The organism is Sinorhizobium prairiense, assembly GCF_029201645.2.
Taxonomy (GTDB): Bacteria; Pseudomonadota; Alphaproteobacteria; order Rhizobiales; family Rhizobiaceae; genus Sinorhizobium; species Sinorhizobium meliloti_A.
The window spans coordinates 2131588-2149780 of sequence record NZ_CP104131.1; the positions used below are offsets into that span (position 1 = coordinate 2131588).

Consider the following 18193-nt stretch of genomic DNA (forward strand, 5'->3'; position numbering starts at 1 on the left):
AGAGCTTTCGCCTACGTGTTGACGTGCTCATATTGGATCAGGGCAGCAGATCACAGTCTCGGGCGTCGCCCTCCCGCTGTCCGAAAGGCGAATAGGATGAAGGACACCGCACAACCGAAGCCGCAGGCCAGCGTTCCCGCCGATCACGCGACCGCGATGCCCGCTTATGTCGATCGGTCGCATCTTGTCGTCAGCGACCTGGAGACGGTCTCGTCCTGGTACCAGCGGATAATCGGTCTGTCGCCGATCGAGGCGAACAAAAGCGGCGTGACGCTCGGCGTCGCCGGAAGACCGCTGCTCACATTGACGGGCGACGGCAATGCCGTAAGGGCTCCGCGAAGTGCACCCGGTCTCTTCCATCACGCATTCCTGGTTCCGGACCGTACCGAGCTCGGACACTGGCTCGTGCACGCCGCCGAAAACGGGGTGCAGTTGCAGGGAGCCTCCGATCACCTCGTCAGCGAAGCGATCTATCTCGCTGATCCGGAGGGTAACGGAATCGAGATTTATCGCGATCGCCCACGCGCCGAATGGAATTACGGAGCGGACGGCATGGTGGCAATGAACACGCTGCCGCTCGATCTGCAGGCACTCTACGACGAGGTGCCGAAGAACAGCTGGGACGGCTTGCCGGCCGGCACCACGATCGGTCACATTCACCTCCAGGTCTCGGATATCCCGCAGGCGGACGATTTTTTCCGCAATGGCCTGGGGCTCGACCTCATGGCACGCTACCCTGGAGCCAGCTTCTTCGCGACCGGCAAGTACCATCACCACGTGGCGGCCAATATCTGGAATTCTCGCGGAGCGCCGAAACGCCAGGGCAACATGACCGGTCTCGCCGACTACACGATCCGCTTCCGGGACCCGGAGGCCCTCGACGCGGCGATCCAGAAGCTCGACGCGCTCGAAATAGCGAGGGACAGGCAGGGCGACACGCATAGCCTCACCGACCCGTGGGGCATCGGCCTCAAACTCGTCGCCTAGGCGTCTCGGCGGCCCTTTCCGCTTGATCGCCGCGCTGGTGCCCTCTATCTCATTGTCTCCCCATACGGCGCCGCACGTCTCGTCAGACGCGCAAGAGGTCGCTGTAGCGCATTAATCTGCTGCCTGTTTTCCCCTCCGGAAGACATGCAGCAGGACCGATCCCGGAGACATGCCTTGTCCGTATTCAAGAACCTGCCCGCCGCACCCGTCGCCCCGAAAAAGCCGGCAACGGATACCCGCCACGGCATGACCCGCACCGACGATTACGCTTGGCTCAGGGCCGAAAACTGGCAGGCCATGTTCAAGGATCCGTCGATCCTGGATCCCGAAATCCGCCGCCATCTGGAGGCGGAGAATACCTATATGAACGCCGCGATGGCCGACACGAAGGACCTGCAGAAGACGCTGTTTGCCGAAATGCGCGGCCGGATCAAGGAAGACGATTCATCGGTTCCGATGAAGGATGGCCCTTTTGCCTACGGGACGTCCTACGTCACCGGCGGCGAGCATCCGCGCTATTTCCGGATCCCGCGCGAGGGTGCAGCGGGCGACGAGACGATCCGCAAGGTGCTGCTCGACGGCGACAGGGAGGCTGAAGGTAAGGCCTATTTCCGTATCGCCGGGCTCGACCATTCGAGCGATCATTCCCGCGGAATCTGGGGGTACGACGACAAAGGGTCGGAATATTTCACTTTGAAGGTGCGCGATCTTTCGACCGGCGAGGACCTCGAGGACCTGCTCGAAAATACGGGCGGCGGCGGCGCCTGGGCGCCGGACGGCAAGAGCTTCTTCTATACCGTGCTCGACGAGAACCACCGGCCATCGAAGATCTTCCACCACGTCATCGGCACGCCGCAGTCGGAAGACCGGCTGGTTTATGAGGAGCCCGATGCCGGCTTCTTCATGTCTGTCGGCGGTTCGCTCCTCGACGATTTCATCTATATCGACATCCATGACCACGAGACGAGCGAGTACCGGCTCATCCCGACCAGCGACCTTGCCGCGGAGCCCAGGATCGTGGCGGAGCGCTTAACCGGTCTTGAATATTCCATGACCGAGGGCGGCGACGTCTTCTACATTCTGACCAATGCCGACGGCGCCAAGGATTTCAAGATCATGGAAGCGCCGGTGGAAGCGCCGCAGAAGGAAAACTGGCGCGAGGTCGTGCCGCACAAGCCGGGAACGCTGATCCTCAGCCATATGGCCTATGCCCGGCATCTGGTCTGGCTGCAGCGCCGCAACGGGCTGCCGGAAATCGTCATCCGCGACCGCCGCACCGGCGAGGAACACGCCATCGCATTCGCCGAGGAGGCATATTCTCTGGGGCTTTCGGGTGCGGCCGAATACGACACCGACATCATCCGCTTCTCCTATTCGTCGATGACGACGCCTTCGCAGCTGTTCGACTACGAGATGCAGACGCGCAAGCGCACGCTGCTCAAGACGCAGGAAGTCCCCTCCGGGCACGATCCGGACGCCTATGTGACCCGCCGGGTATTCGCCCCGGCGCATGATGGCGAGCAGGTGCCGGTCACCCTGCTCTATCGCAAGGACACACCGCTCGACGGATCCGCCCCTTGCCTGCTTTACGGCTACGGTGCCTACGGCATCACCATTCCCGCCAGCTTCAACACCAACTGCCTGTCGCTCGTCGACCGCGGCTTCGTCTATGCGATCGCTCATATCCGCGGCGGCAAGGACAAGGGCTTCCACTGGTACGAAGACGGCAAGATGGCGAAGAAGACCAATACGTTCAAAGACTTCATCGCAGCCGCCGATTATTTGAATCAGGAGAAGTTCACCTCCTACGCGAACATCGTCGCCGAGGGCGGCTCGGCTGGGGGCATGCTGATGGGCGCCATCGCCAATATGGCGCCGGAGAAGTTCCGCGGCATCATCGCCGCGGTGCCCTTCGTCGACGTGCTCAGCACGATGCTGGACGACACGCTGCCGCTGACACCCCCGGAATGGCCCGAATGGGGCAATCCGATCGACAGCCCGGAGTTCTACGACATCATCGCGAGCTACTCGCCCTACGACAATGTCGGTGCCAGGCCGTATCCCGCCATTCTGGCGCTCGGAGGCCTGACCGATCCGCGCGTCACCTATTGGGAACCGGCAAAATGGGTGGCGAAACTGCGCGAGGAGACGACCGGCAGCGAACCCATCCTGCTCAAGACCAACATGGACGCCGGCCACGGCGGCGCTTCCGGTCGCTTTCAGCGGCTGGAGGAGATCGCCTTCGAATATGCCTTCGCCATCAAGGTCGCAGGCAAGGCGTAAGGGGAAGAGCCGGTGCCGGTCTATGTAGCACTGCTCAGGGCCGTCAATGTGGGCGGCACCGGCAAGCTGACGATGGCGGACCTGAGGGCCGCCTGCGATGGGCTCGGCTTCGCGGGGGCCAAGACCTATATCCAGAGCGGCAACGTCGTTTTTCGCTCTGACCTGCCTGAGCCCGCAGTGCAGGCGAAACTCGAACAGGCGCTGGCGGCGAAAATGGGCAAGGCGCCGGAAGTCTTGCTCCGCAGCCGCCGCCAACTGGAGGACGTCGCCGCCAGGGCGGAGCGGTTTCTCGATGCCAAGCCGAACTTGCTGCTGATCACCTTCCTGCCGGAGCCGCCTCCCCGCGACGCGCTCGACAAGCTGGTGGCACCCGATGGAGAAAAGGTGCGGATCGACGGGCGCGAAATCTATATCCACTATCCGAATGGATCCGGACGATCGAAGCTGAAGCTTCCGGCGCTCAGACCGGGCACGGCGCGCAATCTCAACACAATACGCAAGCTGGCGGAAATGGCCGCCGCGATGGAAGTGGGTTCCTGACGTTACAGCGAGACGCCGACACCTGTGCATACTCTGCTGCGCCCCTGCCAATTTGGCAGGAGAACAAACGCAAGGAGGGATAAAGGTGGAGGACTTGGCCAGGTACAGACACGATCTGCCGCTTGTACGGGGCGGCATGTTCTTGAGCGACGGTGGCATGGAGACCGCGCTGATCTTCCAGGAGGGGATCGAACTCCCGCATTTCGCGTCCTTCGTCCTGCTCTCGACGGCGGAAGGCCGGCGGCGGCTTCTGCGCTACTACACGCGCTATCTCGAAATCGCCAGGCGCCACGGCACCGGCTTCGTGCTCGATACCGCCACATGGCGCGCCAATGCCGATTGGGGTGAAAAACTCGGCTACGATGCGGCGGCATTGAGAAAGGTCAATCAGGATGCCGTTGATCTCCTCACGGGGTTGCGCACCGAGTACGAGCGGCCGCAGGCTCCGGTCGTCCTCAATGGCGTGATCGGCCCGCGCGGCGATGGCTATCAGGCGGGCCGGATTACGGCCGACGAAGCGGAGGACTATCATTCCGCCCAGGTCGCCGCCTTTGCCGACAGCCAAGCAGACATGATCACGGCAGTCACGATGACGAATACCGAGGAGGCGATCGGGGTCGTCCGGGCCGCCAGGGGCCATGACATGCCCTGCGCCATCTCCTTCACGGTGGAGACCGACGGCCGCCTGGTTACCGGTCGCTCGCTACAGCACGCGATCGAGACGGTGGACGCCGAGACCGGCGGTTATCCGCACTACTACATGATCAATTGCGCCCATCCGACCCATTTCGAGAATGTGCTGGAACGGCAGAGCGCCTGGGTCCGGCGGATCGGCGGCATTCGCGCCAATGCCTCGACGAAGAGCCATGCCGAACTCGACGAGAGCGAGACATTGGATGCGGGCGACGCGTGCGACCTTGCAGAGCGTTACCGTTCGCTCACCGGCCGCCTGCCGCATTTGCGGGTGCTCGGCGGCTGTTGCGGTACCGACCACCGGCACATGGCGGCGATCTGCGAGGCGTGCCTGCCACGAGCGGCGCTCAGTGCCTGATCGCGACTGCCCCTTCGCATGAAGGAGCGAGGGGGCTCATATAGGCGTCCAGGCCGAAACCTCGCGAAAAGCGCGGGGTTCGTGTAGACTTGCTGCGAAAGGGCGGCCGACTTTCCGCGTGCCGCTGTATCGTGATGAGTTCCGTTCCAACGCAGCCAATTTCAAAGATGACCGCATTCCGCTTCGACAACAGCTACGCCCGGCTGCCGGCCAATTTCTACGCCCGTGTGGAGCCGACGCCGGTGGCGGAACCGTGGCTGATCAAGCTCAACCGTCCGCTGGCCGTCGAGCTTGGGCTCGACTCCGAAGCGCTCGAACGCAACGGCGCGGCGATCTTTTCGGGTAATCTCGTCCCCGAAGGTGCCGAACCGCTCGCCATGGCCTATGCGGGCCACCAGTTCGGCGCGTTCGTGCCGCAGCTCGGCGACGGACGTGCCATCCTGCTCGGAGAGGTGACCGACGCCGGCGGACGGCGACGCGATATCCAGCTCAAGGGAGCCGGCCAGACACCCTACTCCCGCCGCGGCGACGGACGGGCGGCGCTCGGGCCTGTCCTACGCGAATATATCGTCAGCGAGGCGATGCACGCGCTCGGCGTGCCGACGACCCGTGCGCTGGCTGCCACGGTCACGGGTCAGCCCGTCTACCGCGAACAGATCCTGCCGGGCGCCGTCTTCACCCGGGTCGCGGCAAGCCACATTCGTGTCGGCACGTTCCAGTTCTTCGCGGCACGCGGCGACATGGAGTCGATAAGGACGCTCGCGGATTATGTGATCGACCGTCATTATCCGGAACTGAAGAAGGATGAGAAACCCTATCTCGCGCTCTTCAAGGCGGTCGCGGCGCGTCAGGCTGCACTGATCGCGCGCTGGCTGCATGTCGGCTTCATCCATGGGGTGATGAATACCGACAATATGACGATTTCGGGCGAAACGATCGATTTCGGCCCCTGCGCCTTCATGGACGTTTACGATTCGAAAACGGTGTTCAGCTCGATCGATCAGTTCGGCCGCTATGCCTATGCCAACCAGCCGGCGATCGGTCAGTGGAACCTCGCCCGCCTCGCCGAGACGCTGGTGACGCTGTTCGATCCCGTGGCGGACACGGCCGTGAACCTCGCCAACGACGCTCTTGGCGAATACGGGAGTATCTTCCAGAACCATTGGCTCGGCGGCATGCGGCGCAAGATCGGCCTGTTCACGGACGAAGACGAGGATCTCGACCTCGTTCAGTCGCTGCTGACGCTCATGCAGAACGGGAAAGCCGATTTCACTCTCACCTTCCGCCGGCTGGCGGCATCCGCGGAAAACGCGGCCGCCGATACGGAGCTTGCAAGCCTCTTCGAAGAACCGCAGGCACTCTCACCCTGGCTCGTGGATTGGCGCCGAAGGCTCGAACGCGAACCGCAGCCGGCGACCGAACGCGCTGCCGCGATGCGCGCCGTCAATCCCGCCTTCATTCCATGCAACCACCGGGTGGAACAGGCGATCGATGCGGCAACGCAAGACGCGGATTTCTCGCTTTTCGAAGCGCTCGTCGACGTGACCTCCCGTCCCTATGAGGACCAGCCGGGCCGCGAAGCCTACGCCGCGCCACCCAAGCCGGGCGAGGAAGTGCTCCAAACCTTCTGCGGCACCTGACACTCCCTGTCGATCGTCATGCGACCATGCGCCGACAATCTCGGTCTCCGGCGGATTGTGGCCATTGAAAGGCACGCGTTTTGCGTTAACTTCGAAATAGCGCACCGACCGGGCTCCGCACGGAGCCGCGCCTTCGTCATCGGCAATGCGCATTCTCCTCCAGGCCCCGCCGGGCCTGCCCGCGGAATCAGTCGTGCCCACGCACGTCCTCAACTCGGGAGTTCTACTTGATGCTCATCGTCCTGACCGCCATCGTCTTTGCCGTGATCGGCCTCGCCCTCGGTGCGGGCGGAACGCGGCTCCTGCTGCTCGGCGGCAGCCCTTACTACCTCGTCGCTGGCCTGGGCTTCCTGCTCACCGCGTTTCTGCTCTTTCGCCGACGCGCCGCCGCGCTCTGGGTCTATGCGCTGGTCGTCCTGGGCTCGCTTGCCTGGGCGGTCTGGGAGGTGGGATTCGATTGGTGGCAGCTCGGGCCTCGCGGCGGCGTGATTATCCTGCTCGGGCTGTGGTTGCTCACACCCTGGACACGGCGCCCCCTCGGCTTCGTCAGCCCCACGGGCGAGCAATACGGCGCGCGCGCCTGGCCGCTCGCCCTGGCCAGCCTTCTATCGATCGGCGTTGCGCTGTTTTCGATGACACAGAACCCCCACGACATCAGGGGCGATCTGCCGGGCGAGGTCGTGGCAAACCCGAATCTCGGGGGTAACGTGCCGCCGGGCGAATGGCACCAATACGGGCGCACGCCCTTCGGCCAGCGTTATTCCCCGCTCGACCAGATCCGCCCGGAGAACGTCTCGAACCTCCAGGTGGCATGGCAATATCAGACCGGTGACGTGAAGCTGCCGGAGGACGTCAGCGAAACCACCTACCAGGTGACGCCGCTGAAGGTGAAGGACACGCTCTATGTCTGCACACCGCACAACTGGGCGATCGCGCTCGACGCCGCCACCGGCCAGGAGAAGTGGAAGTACGATTCGAATTCCGGCATGAACCCGGACCGTCAGCACCAGACCTGCCGCGGTGTCACCTATTGGGCCGATCCGGCCGCGGCGCCCGGCAGCCCCTGCGCCGAACGGGTGTATCTGCCGACGTCCGACGCCCGCCTGATCGCGCTCGACGCGACGAATGGAGAGGTGTGCACCAGCTTCGCCGATAACGGGGTCCTGCATCTGGAGCAGGGCATGAAGTACAACCCGGCCGGCTATTACTATTCGACGTCGCCGCCGGTCGCCGTCGGCGACAAGATCATCATCGGCGGTGCCGTCAACGACAACTATTCGACCATGGAGCAGTCGGGCGTGATCCGCGCCTTCAACATCAACACCGGCGCCCTCATCTGGAACTGGGACAGCGGAAATCCGGACGTGACGACGCCGCTGCCTCCGGGTGAAACCTACACCACCAATTCGCCAAACAGCTGGTCGGTCTTCAGCTATGACGAGGGGCTCGGCCTCGTCTACATTCCCATGGGCAACCAGGTACCCGACCAGCTCGGCATGGGACGCAGCGAGCATGTGGAGAAATATTCCTCCTCCATCGTCGCCCTCGACATCAACACGGGCGCGGTTCGCTGGGTGCGCCAGACCGTGCATCACGACCTTTGGGACATGGACGTGCCCGCCCAACCCGCCCTGCTCGACATCACGAGAGAGGACGGGACCGTCGTGCCGGCACTCGTCGGACCGACCAAGCAGGGCGACATCTATGTGCTCGACCGGCGAAACGGGGAGCCGATTATCCCGATCGAGGAAGTACCGGCGCCCGGCGGCGCGATCCCAGAGGATTTTACTGCGCCTACCCAGCCCGTCTCGGGCCTCACCTTCATGCCCCCGCCGCTCATGGAGCGCGACATGTGGGGGATCAGCATGTTCGACCAGCTTGCGTGCCGTATCGAATTCAGATCGCTGAAATACGAGGGGCGCTACACGCCGCCTTCCCTCGAGGGGACGATCGTCTATCCCGGAAATTTCGGGACTTTCAACTGGGGCTCGGTCGCCGTGGACCCGGAACGCCAGGTGATGTTCGGGATGCCGACCTATCTCGCCTTCACCTCGCGGCTCGTTCCGCGCGACCAGATCGCCCCGAAGGGCGAGGGCGAAAAGGGTAGCGAACAGGGCCTCAACCGCAATGAAGGCGCACCTTACGGGGTCTTTATGGGTCCGTTCCTCGGCCCGCTCGGGATTCCCTGCCAAGCCCCGCCATGGGGCTATGTCGCAGGCGCCGATCTCAGAACCGGCAAGATCGCCTACAAGCACAAGAACGGCACGGTCTACGACATGACGCCGCTGCCGCTGCCCTTCAAGCTGGGCGTACCGGGCATCGGAGGACCCATGATAACCAAGGGCGGTCTCGCTTTCCTGGGTGCCGCGGTCGACGATTACTTCCGGGCTTACGACCTGACCACGGGTGAGCAGCTCTGGGAAGCGCGGCTTCCTGCCGGCGGCCAGTCGACGCCGATGACCTATACGGTCGGCGACAAGCAGTACGTGCTGATCGTAGCGGGCGGACACGGTTCGGTCGGCACCAAGCCGGGCGACTATGTCATCGCCTATACGCTGCCCTGACGCCCGAACCGGAATGCGCGCGCCCGCATGGGCGTCCTGAGGACTGCAATCTCATCTCTGTGCTTGTCACAGAGATGAGGCGATCAAACAAGCGGCGGCGGGCGGCCGGAATCTCAACAGGCCTCAGGCCATGTCGGCGACGATACTGCCGATATCGGCGAAGACAGGGTTCAGGTCGTCGAGCGGCGCCTTGGCCTCGCCCATGTAGACGCAGATCAGGATCGGGCCACGGCCCTGCGGCCAGGCGACGGCGATATCCGAAACGGCACCGGTCATACTCGTTCCCGTCTTGTCTCCGATCCGCCAGTCCTTGGGCAGGCCCGCCCGTAGCCGCGCATCGCCGGTCTTGTTCGCAACCAGCCAGTCGATGAGCTGCTGGCGCCCTTCTTGCGAGAGGACCGGACCCAGGACCAATTTCCCGAGTGTGTCGAGCATGGCGGCCGGTGTGGTGGTGTCGCGCGGATCGCCCTTCCTGGCCTCGTTCAGCTTGGGCTCCGTTCGGTCGAGCCGCGTGGTCTCGTCGCCGATCGAGCGCAGCCAGGACCTCAGGCCCTCGGGACCCCCGAAGCTTTCGAGCAGCAGGTTGCCGGCGGCATTGTCGCTGATGGTGATCGCCGCCTCGCAGAGTTCCGCGACCGTCATGCCGTTGCCACCCACATGCTTTTCCGTCACCGGCGAGTGAGGCAGCAGGACCTCCTTGCCGAAGGTGATCCGCCGTTCGAGCTTTTCCTCCCCGCGATCGACGCGTGCCAGCGCGCAAGCCGCCGCAAGCGCCTTGAAGGTCGAACACATGGCGAAACGCTCGGCCTCCCGGTGCCCGAACGAGATGTTGGTCTCGGTGTCGAGCACGGCAACCCCGAGGCGTCCGCCGGTGCGCTCTTCAAGCCGGCGAAGTCGTTCCGTGACGTCTTCCTCCGCCCCACCGGCCGCATTCGCGGGCGTTCCGAGCACGAATGCCGGATAGAGCATGGCCGACGCGGCCAGCATTGCTCGGCGGGTAATGTGCAAAGGCATGTCTTCCTCCGTCTGTGGGGCTCAAGCGCCGAGACATAGCTAAATTATTGATCTGGAATATTATTCCTGTCGATTCCGACGGTCGAATCGCTAAAGGGCGATTGCGGCGGGCTTGTGCCCGAAGCTGCGCTCTTCGACACGGAATCAACCTCGGATGCCGCTTTCCAAGCTTGATCGGCGGCAGGTCCTGCCCATATAAAGCTCTAGAGACTAGAGGATAAGAAAGCGGTGTGCGGTTTCCGTCTGGAAATACGCAGTTTCAAAATGTGGAGCACTGGGCCATCGCATGTATACGATCGGCGATCTTTCCCGGCGGACGGGCGTAAAAATCCCGACCATCCGCTATTACGAGCAGATGGGACTGCTCGCGGCGCCGGAGCGCTCGGAGGGCAATCAGCGGCGCTATGAAAAGCACGAGCTTGAAAGGCTCGCCTTTATCCGCCACGCACGCGACCTCGGACTTTCGATTGAGGCGATCCGGGACCTTCTGGCATTGAGCGAACATCCGGAACGCCCCTGCGGCGAGGCGGACCGCATCGCGACCGAGCATCTTGCCTCCGTGCGGGAAAAAATCGCCCGGCTCAGAAGGCTGGAGCATGAGCTCGAGCGCATCGTCGCCTGCCATGGCGATCACACGATCGGCGATTGCCATGTGATCCGCGCGCTTGCCGACCACTCGCTGTGCGGAAAAGAGCATTGAAATTCCTCGTTGACAAATTCCGGGATTTGGACAATCTACGCGCATGATCAAGAACGCGCCCATTTCCAGCGTATATTTTTGGCTGTTCCGATAGGAGCGGCCTGCTGATCATATTCAACAAGGCCGCCATCAGGCGGCTTTTGTTTTTCACGGCACCTGATGGCGGAAGAGAACCATTAGGAGCCGAGAATGCTGCAGACCGTCACCCCTACCCTTCAGCCCGTTCCGTCGGCCCGTGCGCCGATGGTGACGATCCGTTGCGCCAAGCCACGTGATCTCGCCGAATTGCGCGAGATGGTCGCCGAGCTTGCCGCCCATCACGGCGATGCCGCAACCGTCACGCCCGAACAGCTCGAGCGGGATCTCTTCGGACGCACGCCCTGGATCACGGCGCTGGTCGCCGAAGCCGGCGGCGCGTTGATCGGCTATGCCGTTCTCGTCCCGCAATACCGGGCGGCCGAAGGTGCCCGCGGCATGGAAATGCACCACCTCTTCGTCCGCCCCGGTCACCGCGGCACCGGCATCGGGCGCCACCTCGTGGCCAAGGCTCGCGAGCAGGCGAAAATGGCGGGCTGCGACTACCTCTCGGTCAGTGCCGCCACCGGAAACTTCCAGGCGCACCGTTTCTACGAGTCCGAGCGTTTCGTACCGCGCCCGGTAACCGGCATGCGCTACCTGCAGAGACTCGGGTGACGGAGGCCGCGGGTCGCTCCGGTTTACAGCGCCGGCAGCGCCTTGAGATAGGCCGCGATCGCATCGCGGTCGGAGGCCGGCAGCTCCGCCATGTTCTTCTGGACCTCGACCATCGAGCCGCCGACCGTGTCGAAATCCGGCGTGAAGCCGGTTTCGAGATAGGAGGCGATGTCGGATGCACTCCAGCCCCCGATGCTTTTCGAAGACGGGGTGATGTCGGGAATTCGGCCTTCGCCTTCGGGATTGGGTGCGCCGGTGAGCCACCGGCCCTCCTCGAAGCCGCCAAGCGCATCGCGCGGCGTGTGACATTCGCCGCAATGACCAGGGCCCTCCACGAGGTATTGCCCGCGGGCGAGCTTGGTGTCGGCGGTATTGACCTGAGTACGCGGCTCCGCGTTCAGATACAGCAGCTTCCATGCTCCGAGCGCCTGGCGGACATTGTAGGGGAATGCCAGGTCGTGCGGAGGCGTCGCGTTGCCGCTCTTCGGCAGCGTCTGCATGAAGCCCCAAAGGTCGTTCACGTCCTTCGCGGTCATCCGGATATAGGAGCCGTAGGGGAAGGAGGGATAGAGATGCTCGCCGTCCTTTCCGACGCCGCGGGTCATCGCGTCGCCGAACTCCGCAAGCGTCCAGTTGCCGATGCCAACGGTTTCATCGGGGGAGATGTTGGGCGGATAAAAGGTGCCGAAAGGGCTCTTCAGGGTGCGGCCGCCGGCAAGCACGAGCCTCTGGTCGTCCTTGGCGCCCGGAGCGGCGTGGCAGCTGACACAGCCGCCGGCCCAGAAGATCCGTTCGCCATTGGCGAGATCGGGCTCGCCGAGCCCCTCCCAATGAGCGCCGTCCCAGCGATCGGGCTTGGTCAGCCACCAGGCGAGACTCCCTCCCGCCACCACCAGCAGGACCAGACCAGAAAGCAGATACCTCGCGCGCCGGCCCATGGGCTCCTCTTGAAATCACGAATGCGGATGACAACGGCCGGAGGGCTTTTCGACCTGCTTGCGGAGAGATCGCGCCGGCGAACCGGCGCGGTTCAAATCGGGTTGGAAGAACCGTCTGATCGTCAATTCTTCTTCAGGCGGTAGGTCTCGTGACAGCTGCTGCAGTCCTTTCCCAGAATGCCGAGCGCGGCGCCGACACCGGCCTGATCTGCCGGCAATTGGGCAAGGATCTTTTCTGCGTCACCGCCGAGCTTGGCGGCCTTTTCCTTGAAGTCCTCCATGTTCTCCCAGATTTTCGGACTTGCTTCGGTTTCCATTCCCGTTTCGGAGCCGGCCGGGAAGTGATTCGGGAAAACCTTCACCGTCTCGCTTATCGTCGCCAGAGATGCTTTGACGATCTCGGCGTCATAAGGCTTTTCACCCTTGGCGATGCCGCTGAGTTCGCCCGTGGCCTTTCCCACCTTTTTCATCAGCTGCTGACGCACCGCCTGCGGCTCGTCGGCCGCCGTCACGGCGGTCACGCCCAGGCCCGCCAGGGCTGCGGCAAGCATAAGAGCTCGTATCTTCATCATGTTCTCCGGTCTGACCCGCTTCCGCGGCGTGGTGTTCAAGCGCCGGCATGATGGCATTTTGGGTTTTCTACGGAAGTAACTTTTTTTGATGTGCTTGTCGATTCAGCACAATTCCCGACGCAATACCTGGCTGCGTGGCGACGCCTTCAGATATTCAAATATGATTACAGAACTCATCTTTATACTTGTTCGACGGCGTCTTAAACAGCCCCGCTCCAGCCATGCCATACCGTGAAGATGGCGATGACGACGAGGAGGAGACCGGCGAGCCGGCCGATGGTCACCGTGGCACCGGGGCTGCCCACGAGGAAATCACGCCCGCGCCCGGCGGCAAGTGCAAGCCCGCCATAGACCGCAAGCTGCGTCAGCGCGATCATCACGGCCATGACGGCCGCCTGGGACCACACCGGGCCGAACTGCGGCTTGAGGAACTGCGGGTAGACCGCAAGCATGAAGAGATAGGCCTTGGGATTCATCAGGCTCGTCAGGGCGCCCTGCCGAAAACTCGCCCAACGCGACAGCCGTGCCCCTCCTTCGACGCCGCTGATGGTGATGGAACTGCGCAGGAGCGAAAAACCGATCCAGGCGATATAGGCCGCGCCGGCAGCGAGCAGCAGGTTGAAGAGCTGGGGCACCAGATGCAGGACGACGCTGACGCCAAGGGCTGCATAGAGCGTGTGCAGCACGCCGCCTGCCACGATTCCGGCCGTTGCCGAAAGCCCGGAAGCGCGCCCGCCGGTCATCGCATTGGCGAGGACGAAAACCATGTCCATGCCGGGAACGATGATGATGCCGAAGAGCAGGGTGAAAAAGAGCCAGAGGTTTTCCGCATAGGTCATGTCAGTTGCTCACCCGATTTCCGTGCTATCCCAGGAGCGGATTGTTTAGTTTCAACCCGTTGGCGCGTGTTATATCTCTCTCCTACTGACAAGGTCGTGTCAGGAGTGAGCAGGTAGAGGCCGCTTCATGCGCAAGGCGTCGCGTCTTTTCGAAATCATCCAGATGCTGCGGCTCGCCCGTACACCGGTGACGGCGGCGCAAATCGCCGACGCGCTGGAGGTGACGCCCCGCTCTATCTACCGGGATATTGCCGCCCTGCAGGCGATGCGCGTGCCGATCGAGGGCGAGCGTGGCATCGGCTATATCCTGAGGCCCGGCTTTGACCTGCCGCCGCTGATGTTCTCGATCGAGGAGACGGAGGCGATCGTGCTGGCGCTTGCGCTTCTGGCTCGCACGGGCGACGAGGAGCTGAAGGCGGCGGCACGGCGCGTCAATCAGAAGATCACCGGCGCCGTGCCGGAACCGCTGCGTAAGGCCTTCCAGTCACAGGCGCTGCACGCCTGGGGCACGATCGCCTCGCCGCCGCCGGCGGTCGACTTGGCCATGATCCGGCGGACGATCCGTGACGAGCAGAAGCTGGTGCTGGACTATCGCGACGAGCTCGGGCGCGCGACCGAGCGCACAGTACTACCGCTTGCGCTGATCTATTATTCCGAACACGCGATGATGGTCGCGTGGTGCGAATTGCGGCAGGATATCCGCAACTTCCGCGCCGACCGCGTTGAACACTGCGAACCCGCCGACGCCTATTTCCGCGGCGAAGGCAACCGGCTGAGGCAGATGTGGATTGCGGGATGGCAGGCGAATGCGGTTCGGCCGCTCGAGGCGGCGGACGGGTAGAAAACTGTGACGAGATGGCCGCTGAAAACCGCCCCTCAAAACGAAAGGCCCGGCGCAAGCGCCGGGCCGATTTCCCGCTGGTAGAAAGCAGTGCTTACTTTGCAGCCGCTTCGTACAGCTCGAGGACGTAATCCCAGTTGATGAGATTGTCGACGAAGGCTTCCAGGTATTTCGGACGCGCGTTGCGGTAGTCGATGTAATAGGAATGTTCCCACACATCGACGCCGAGAATCGGGGTTGCGCCGTGGACGAGCGGATTTTCGCCGTTCGGGGTCTTGGAGATTTCCAGCTTGCCGTTCTTAACGGAAAGCCAGGCCCAGCCCGAGCCGAACTGACCTGCGCCGGCAGCAATGAAATCGGCGCGGAACTTGTCGTAGCCGCCAAGGTCCGATTTGACCGCCGCATCGAGCTTGCCGGGCAGGCTGGTGCCGCCGCCGCCCTTCTTCATCCACTTCCAGAAGTGGACATGGTTGTAGTGCTGGCCGGCATTGTTGAACAACGGCTGGTTGGTGCCGTAGGATTTCTTGACGATATCTTCCAGCGAAAGATCGGAAAGACCGGCTTCCTCGGCGAGCTTGTTGCCGTTCGTCACGTAAGCGAGGTGGTGCTTGTCGTGATGGTATTCGAGCGTTTCGCGCGACATGTAAGGCGCAAGCGCATCGTAGTCATAGGGAAGGTTCGGCAATTCGAAAGCCATTGTGGCATCTCCTCTTGGCATGGATTTCGTCGGGGAAATCTGTCAGCGGAACATAGGCACCGCCTTGCAGGGAGGCAACCGATGCAGCGCCAAAATTTCGCTAACCCACGCAAAATACTTTCATTGCTTTCGTGACTTCCGCCTTCGCGCGCAAGCGCCTCGACGCGCCGCCTTGCGGTCCTATCTTACGTTATCGAGGGCATGTGCCCAACCGTGCCACAGGAGAAGACGATGGAATTTCACCAGGGACGGCTCATCGACCATGTGCATCTTCGCGTCGGGGACCTCAGGGCGAGCAAGCGGTTCTATCAGGCGGTGCTCGGCGCGCTTGGCCACCAGCCGACCTACGAGACCGACGAGTTCTTTGCGTTCGACGAGTTCTTCGTCGACGCGGCGGAGGATTACCGCACCCGCGTCCACCTCGCATTCCAGGCCTCGGGCCCCGATGCGGTGCAGCGGTTCTACGATGCCGGACTGGCCAATGGCGGCACCGACAATGGACCGCCCGGAGAGCGAAGCTACCATCCGGGCTATTATGCCGCGTTTCTCCTCGACCCGGACGGCAACAATGTCGAAGCGGTCTATCACGGACCGAACACGCGCTCGTCCGCCGATGTGGTCGTCCGTCCGCTTGAACCGTGACCTTCGACGGGCGACTGGCGATGCCTCGCGCGTTCAGGGCGGCGGAGAAATCACGGCCGGCTAGACTGAGAGGAGATCACTTCCCTCCGGTCGCGTGCGCCCAGTCCATGTAGAGATCGCGCGCCTTCGCCGCGACCGGACCGGCCTGCAATTCGCGCTGTTCGAGGCGAGTGACAGGCAGCACCTTGGAATAGTTGCCCGAGGTGAAGATTTCGTCGGCCCCTTCGAAATCGGCCATGGTCAAGCTGGTTTCGATCACTTCGTGGCCTGCCTCCCCGAGAAGGGCCATCACGCGCGAGCGGGTGATGCCGGCGAGGAAGGTCCTGTTGGCGGCCGGCGTGAAGACGACGCCGTCCTTCACCATGAAGATATTCGAGGAGCCGGTCTCCGCGATGTTGCCGAGCATGTCGCGCACCAGGGCATTGTCGAAACCGCGCGAACGTGCCTCGTTGAGGATGCGGGCGTTGTTGGGATAGAGGCAGCCGGCCTTGGCATCGGTCGGCATGCATTCGAGCGTCGGCCGGCGGAAGGGAGAGAGTGTCAGCGACGAGCCGGCACGGCTATTGCCCATCGGCGCCTCGAAAAGGCAAAGCGCGAAGCGTGTCGATTCAGGATCCACCGCAACGACGCTCCAGGACCCGTGCTCGCCCCAATACATGGGCTTCACATAGACCGCCGTCTTGCCGTCGAACTTCTTCACGCCTTCCCAGGTCAGTCCCTCGATCTCCTCGGCCGACATCGTTGGCTTGAGACCCAGAGCCTCGGCGGAGCGGTTGACACGCCGGCAATGGAGGCCGAGGTCCGGCGCAATGCCGTCGAACCAGCGGGCGCCGTCGAATACGGTCGAACCGAGCCACATCGCATGGGATGTCGGGCCGATCAGCGGCGGGTTGCCGGCAAGCCATTCGCCATCGACAAAGGTCCAGGTGGTGGATCGTGGGGATGTATCGACGGCCATCGGCGCCTCCTTCTTTCTTCACGCACTTCCGCTCTAGCCGGAAAAAGCAGCATGAGGGTGAATGGGTACATCAAAAAATGTCATGGCGTCCATTCTGGAGCCCTCCCGGGCGACGTGTCAGAATGATGAAAACGCCCAAAGGGAGAGATCTCGATGAAAGCGATGTATTACGATGCCTTCGAGAAGATGCCCGAGATCCGGACGCTTCCCGATCCGGCGCCGACCGAGAACGGCGTCGTCATCAAGATCGAGGCGACCGGCCTTTGCCGCAGCGACTGGCACGGCTGGATGGGGCACGACCCGGACATTCGTCTTCCGCATGTGCCGGGCCACGAACTGGCAGGCACGATCGCGGCGGCCGGGCGCGGGGTCCTCCGCTACAGGATCGGCGACCGGGTGACGGTACCCTTCGTTTCGGGTTGCGGCCGCTGCTTCGAATGCAGCTCCGGCAACAGCCAGGTCTGCGAAGCGCAGTTTCAACCGGGTTTCACCCACTGGGGCTCGTTTGCGGAATATGTGGCGATCGACTTTGCCGAGCAAAACCTCGTGCATCTGCCCGAGAACATGGATTTCGCAACGGCGGCGAGCCTCGGCTGCCGCTTCGCGACCTCTTTCCGGGCGGTCGTCGACCAGGCCCGCGTCAAGGGCGGCGAGTGGGTGGCTGTGCACGGCTGCGGCGGTGTCGGCCTCTCCGCAATCATGATCGCCGCGGCACTCGGCGCCAACCCCATCGCCATCGACATCTCGGAGGAGAAGCTCGCCTTCGCCCGGACGCTCGGGGCGGTCGCCACCATCGACGGCCGCGAGACGGAGGACGTCGCGGGAGCTGTCAGGGAACTCACCCGAGGTGGCGCCCACGTCTCGCTCGATGCGCTCGGCTCGCCCGTTACCTGCTTCAACTCGATCAAAAATCTGCGCCGCCGCGGCCGGCACGTCCAGGTCGGGCTTATGCTGGCGGAGCACGCGACGCCGCAGATTCCGATGGCGCAAGTGATCGGCCATGAACTCGAGATCTATGGAAGCCACGGAATGCAGGCCTGGCGTTACGACGCGATGCTGGCAATGATCACCGCCGGGAAACTGAACCCGAAGCAGTTGATCGGCCGTGAGATATCGCTCGAAGAGGCGGCGCCGGCGCTTGCTGCGATGGACCGGGCGACAGACCTCGGCATCAGTGTCATCACGCGGTTCTGACCGGATTTCGGTTGCGTGCCGGCGCTGCTATTCTGCCGGC

At 63.2% G+C, this 18193-nt stretch carries 17 protein-coding genes; 11 read left to right on the forward strand and 6 right to left on the reverse strand.

Translation table 11 applies throughout. The features are described from left to right. The first annotated feature begins 96 nt into the window (after positions 1-96). From N0Q91_RS12975 to N0Q91_RS13000, 6 genes are all read left to right on the forward strand, one after another. Positions 97-987 carry a VOC family protein gene (locus N0Q91_RS12975; RefSeq protein WP_275596585.1) on the forward strand — a complete coding sequence of 297 codons (891 nt, stop codon included), beginning with the start codon at positions 97-99 and terminating at the stop codon, positions 985-987. A gap of 174 nt (positions 988-1161) precedes the next feature. Continuing rightward, complete coding sequence (locus N0Q91_RS12980) at positions 1162-3270, forward strand: S9 family peptidase (RefSeq protein WP_275596586.1); 2109 nt, start codon at positions 1162-1164, stop codon at positions 3268-3270. A gap of 12 nt (positions 3271-3282) precedes the next feature. Next, positions 3283-3810 (forward strand): DUF1697 domain-containing protein, encoded by a 528-nt coding sequence (locus N0Q91_RS12985; protein WP_275596587.1) that lies wholly within the window; start codon positions 3283-3285, stop codon positions 3808-3810. A gap of 94 nt (positions 3811-3904) precedes the next feature. Next, the gene (locus tag N0Q91_RS12990) at positions 3905-4861 is read left to right on the forward strand and encodes a homocysteine S-methyltransferase family protein (protein WP_275596588.1); all 957 of its coding nucleotides are present in this window, start codon (positions 3905-3907) and stop codon (positions 4859-4861) included. Positions 4862-5028: 167 nt separating this feature from the next. Then, entirely contained in the window at positions 5029-6501 is a 1473-nt protein-coding gene (locus tag N0Q91_RS12995; RefSeq protein ID WP_275596589.1) for a protein adenylyltransferase SelO, read from the forward strand. Positions 6502-6731: 230 nt separating this feature from the next. Continuing rightward, positions 6732-9065 (forward strand): glucose/quinate/shikimate family membrane-bound PQQ-dependent dehydrogenase, encoded by a 2334-nt coding sequence (locus N0Q91_RS13000; RefSeq protein ID WP_275598129.1) that lies wholly within the window; start codon positions 6732-6734, stop codon positions 9063-9065. Positions 9066-9188: 123 nt separating this feature from the next. Here N0Q91_RS13000 and bla read toward each other — a convergent pair whose 3' ends face one another. Then, complete coding sequence (bla, locus tag N0Q91_RS13005) at positions 9189-10079, reverse strand: class A beta-lactamase (RefSeq protein ID WP_275596590.1); 891 nt, start codon at positions 10077-10079, stop codon at positions 9189-9191. A gap of 286 nt (positions 10080-10365) precedes the next feature. On the opposite strand from bla, the gene N0Q91_RS13010 reads away from it, so the two are divergent. Both N0Q91_RS13010 and N0Q91_RS13015 read left to right on the forward strand, forming a co-directional pair. Further along, positions 10366-10779, forward strand: a complete 414-nt coding sequence (locus N0Q91_RS13010; protein ID WP_018094518.1) for a MerR family transcriptional regulator — start codon at positions 10366-10368, stop codon at positions 10777-10779. A 189-nt stretch (positions 10780-10968) separates the two neighbouring features. After that, positions 10969-11472: a GNAT family N-acetyltransferase gene (locus tag N0Q91_RS13015; RefSeq protein ID WP_100674527.1), complete on the forward strand. Its 504-nt coding sequence runs from the start codon at positions 10969-10971 to the stop codon at positions 11470-11472. 23 nt (positions 11473-11495) lie between these two features. Here N0Q91_RS13015 and N0Q91_RS13020 read toward each other — a convergent pair whose 3' ends face one another. The 3 genes from N0Q91_RS13020 to N0Q91_RS13030 all read right to left on the reverse strand — a co-directional run bounded on the left by N0Q91_RS13020 (position 11496) and on the right by N0Q91_RS13030 (position 13821). Beyond that, positions 11496-12410 carry a c-type cytochrome gene (locus N0Q91_RS13020; protein ID WP_275596591.1) on the reverse strand — a complete coding sequence of 305 codons (915 nt, stop codon included), beginning with the start codon at positions 12408-12410 and terminating at the stop codon, positions 11496-11498. 122 nt (positions 12411-12532) lie between these two features. Then, on the reverse strand, positions 12533-12979 hold the full coding sequence (locus tag N0Q91_RS13025) for a c-type cytochrome (RefSeq protein WP_013844129.1): 447 nt from the start codon (positions 12977-12979) through the stop codon (positions 12533-12535). A gap of 203 nt (positions 12980-13182) precedes the next feature. Continuing rightward, complete coding sequence (locus tag N0Q91_RS13030; RefSeq protein WP_100674530.1) at positions 13183-13821, reverse strand: LysE family translocator; 639 nt, start codon at positions 13819-13821, stop codon at positions 13183-13185. Between the two features lie 127 nt (positions 13822-13948). Between N0Q91_RS13030 and N0Q91_RS13035 the strand changes: the two genes are divergently transcribed. Then, positions 13949-14662, forward strand: coding sequence for a helix-turn-helix transcriptional regulator (locus tag N0Q91_RS13035; protein ID WP_275596592.1), 714 nt, complete (start codon positions 13949-13951; stop codon positions 14660-14662). Positions 14663-14756: 94 nt separating this feature from the next. On the opposite strand, the gene N0Q91_RS13040 is transcribed toward N0Q91_RS13035, so the two are convergent. Further along, complete coding sequence (locus N0Q91_RS13040) at positions 14757-15359, reverse strand: superoxide dismutase (protein ID WP_018094513.1); 603 nt, start codon at positions 15357-15359, stop codon at positions 14757-14759. A gap of 231 nt (positions 15360-15590) precedes the next feature. Between N0Q91_RS13040 and N0Q91_RS13045 the strand changes: the two genes are divergently transcribed. Further along, the gene (locus N0Q91_RS13045) at positions 15591-16001 is read left to right on the forward strand and encodes a VOC family protein (protein WP_100674532.1); all 411 of its coding nucleotides are present in this window, start codon (positions 15591-15593) and stop codon (positions 15999-16001) included. A gap of 76 nt (positions 16002-16077) precedes the next feature. Here the strand turns inward: N0Q91_RS13045 and N0Q91_RS13050 are convergent, their stop codons facing one another. Further along, positions 16078-16959, reverse strand: a complete 882-nt coding sequence (locus N0Q91_RS13050) for a branched-chain amino acid aminotransferase (RefSeq protein WP_275596593.1) — start codon at positions 16957-16959, stop codon at positions 16078-16080. Positions 16960-17112: 153 nt separating this feature from the next. On the opposite strand from N0Q91_RS13050, the gene N0Q91_RS13055 reads away from it, so the two are divergent. Next, a complete protein-coding gene (locus N0Q91_RS13055) occupies positions 17113-18153 on the forward strand; it encodes a zinc-dependent alcohol dehydrogenase family protein (protein WP_275596594.1) in 1041 nt (346 codons plus the stop codon). Positions 18154-18193 lie beyond the last annotated feature (40 nt).